The organism is Kitasatospora putterlickiae (assembly GCF_039527695.1).
Lineage (GTDB): Bacteria > Actinomycetota > Actinomycetes > Streptomycetales > Streptomycetaceae > Kitasatospora > Kitasatospora putterlickiae.
This window is the reverse complement of record NZ_BAAAKJ010000028.1, coordinates 13,529-16,122: the sequence shown is the minus strand read 5'-3', so window position 1 is coordinate 16,122 and position 2,594 is coordinate 13,529. Positions and strand designations below refer to the sequence as shown.

Here is a 2,594-nt window from a genome sequence, read left to right as displayed (position 1 = left end):
CGTGGAGGCTCAACCGTCTGGTGGCTCTCTCATCTGGCGCGATACCCCCGGTGCTGGTCGGTGCCGGCCGGGAGGCGCCTCGGCCGGGTTTGGCGCAGACACATCGTTTTGCTGTCGGGTGACTTTCGCACCTTCTGGATTGCGGTGTGGGCGGAGCGTTGAAAGTCGTCCTCAGGAGGACGCGACCTATACGTCCACGAATGTCCGGTGTGGTATACGGGAGGCACGTATGGAGAAGCGCGCGGGTGGCCGCTTCCGGAAAATGAACGCGGAACCGGATTAAGCGTGCCCCGAGAGGGAAGGGAATGGCCACATGACAGCAATGCAGGACGTCTGCGCCGACCTGGCGACGGAAGGGGCCGAACTCGCCCGGCTGGTGGCGGACCTGCCGCCCGACCAGTGGTCCGCGCCGACCCCGGCCACCGGCTGGACGGTCCGGCACCAGGTGGCGCACCTGGCGCTGGTCAGCCGGCTGATGGACCTCGGATTGCGCGCCCCGGCCGCCTTCGAGGCCGAGACCGCGCCGATCCGGGAGGACTTCGAGGCCGGCATGGCGGCCCGGCTCGCCGAAGGCCTCGCCGAGCCCGTCCCCGACCTGCTGCGCCGCTGGGCCGGGCTGCGGCCCGCCGTCGAGCGGGGGCTCGCCGCGGTGCCCCGGCGCGATCCGGTGCCGTGGCTGGCCGGTCCGCTGCCGGCCGGGGTGCTCGCCGCGGTGGCGCTGATGGAGGTGTTCGCGCACGGCCAGGACGTCCACGAGGCCCTGGGCGTCCCGTACGTCTTCACCGACCGGATCGGCCACATCGCCTTCCTCGGCACCAGGACCCGGGACCTCGCCTACCTGGCCCGCGGCCTGGAGCCGCCCGCCGAGCCGTTCCGGTTCGAGCTCACCGGCCCGTCCGGCGTCTCCTGGGCCTTCGGCCCCGAGGAGGCCGAGCAGCGGATCCAGGGCCCGGCCGCCGACTTCTGCCTGCTCGTCACCCGCCGCCGGCACCGCGACGACCTCGCGCTGACCGCCGTCGGCGCGGCGGCCGACCACTGGCTGGGCATCGCCCAGACCTATCTCGGCACGCCCGGCGAGGGGCGCGGCCGCATTGGGCAATATCGCGTATAGATCGACCACTTGGCGGCTGGTTTCCTCGCTGTCGGGCCGCATCGGCCCGCCCGCCACGAGGGACCTGGAGGCGCCGTGCGAGAACAACGGACGAGTCGGTGGCTGCTGGCCGGACGGGCCTGTGCCACCGCCTCGGTCCTCACCGGACACCTGGTCGCCGCCCTGCCGGGGCTGGCGACCCGGGGCGGCCGGGCCCGGCTGGCGGACCGGGCGCCCCGGCTGCTGACCGCGCTGGGCCCGTTCTTCGTCAAGGCCGGGCAACTGGTCAGCACCCGCCGCGACCTGCTGCCCGAACGCTGGTGCGACGCGCTCGGCGAACTGGCCGACGAGGTGCGCCCGCCGCGCAGCGCCGCGGTGGCCCGCACCCTCGCCGAGGCCGGACTCGCCGACGCCTTCGCCGGGTTCGAGTGGGAGCCGGTGGCCTGCGGCAGCATCGCCAGCGTCCACCGCGCCCGGCTCGCGGACGGCACCGAGGTCGCCGTCAAGGTGCAGCGGCACGGCATCCGCCGGGTGCTGGAGGCCGATCTGCGGCTGGCCCTGCTCGGCGCCCGCGCCGGACGGGTGCTGCCGGGCATGCGGGACCTGCCCGCCGAGGAGATGATCGGCCAGCTCGGCGGCGCCGTCCTGCGCCAGCTCGACTTCACCGCCGAGCGCGACGCGCTGCTCCTGCTGCGCGCCAACCTCGGCGGCCACACCGAGCTGCGCATCCCGGCGCCGGTCGAGGAGCTGTCCGGACCGACCGTGCTCACCATGGAGTTCATCCCCGGCCTCGGCCGCTTCCGCCCGCTGGGCATGACCGTGGAGCGCCGTCAGGAGGTGGTCCGCGACGTGCTCCGGGCCGTCTACCGGATGCTCTTCGTCGACGGCCTGGTCCACTGCGACCTGCACCCCGGCAACCTCTGCCTGGACGGCGAGGGGCGGGTGGTGGTCCTCGACGCCGGATTCGTGGTGCGCCTGCCCGACGCCGTCCGGCGCTCCTTCGCCGGCTTCTTCCTCAACATGGCGCAGGGCAACGGCCCGAAGTGCGCCGACATCGTCCTGGACAGCGCCGCGCGGCTGCCCGCGGACCTCGACCGCGAGGGCTTCCGGGCCGCCGTGACGGCGCTGGTGGACGAGGCCTTCGGGGCGCTGTCCAAGGACTTCGAGCTCGGCGCGTTCGCGCCCCGGCTGTTCAAACTCCAGCGGGACTTCGGGGTGTTCGCCGCGGCCGAGTTCGCCTTCCCGCTGCTCTCGCTGCTGGTGCTGGAGGGAATGATCAAGGAGTTCGACTCCGAGGTCGACTTCCAGGCCGAGGCCGTCCCCGTGCTGATGGCCTCGTTCGCCAAGGACGTCCAGGTGGACGCCGCCGCCCGCCGTCCGCCCGCACCCGACGCGCCGGTGGTCGCGCCGTGACCGCCGCCGGACGGCCCGCCGGGCTGGTCGCGGTGACCGGGGGCACCGGCTTCCTCGGCTCGCACACCGTCGCCGCCCTCGCGGCGGCGGG

3 protein-coding genes are annotated in these 2,594 nt (G+C 74.1%); all 3 read left to right on the top strand.

The genetic code is table 11. The annotated features are described in order from the left end of the window. Positions 1-313 precede the first annotated feature (313 nt). Positions 314-1,111: a TIGR03084 family metal-binding protein gene (locus ABD308_RS03660; RefSeq protein WP_344325425.1), complete on the top strand. Its 798-nt coding sequence runs from the start codon at positions 314-316 to the stop codon at positions 1,109-1,111. Positions 1,112-1,186: 75 nt separating this feature from the next. Continuing rightward, the gene (locus tag ABD308_RS03655; protein WP_344325422.1) at positions 1,187-2,503 is read left to right on the top strand and encodes an ABC1 kinase family protein; all 1,317 of its coding nucleotides are present in this window, start codon (positions 1,187-1,189) and stop codon (positions 2,501-2,503) included. After that, the coding region (locus ABD308_RS39540; protein ID WP_425554684.1) for a hypothetical protein at positions 2,500-2,594 on the top strand (95 nt) is incomplete at its 3' end. The genes ABD308_RS03655 and ABD308_RS39540, both read left to right, overlap by 4 nt.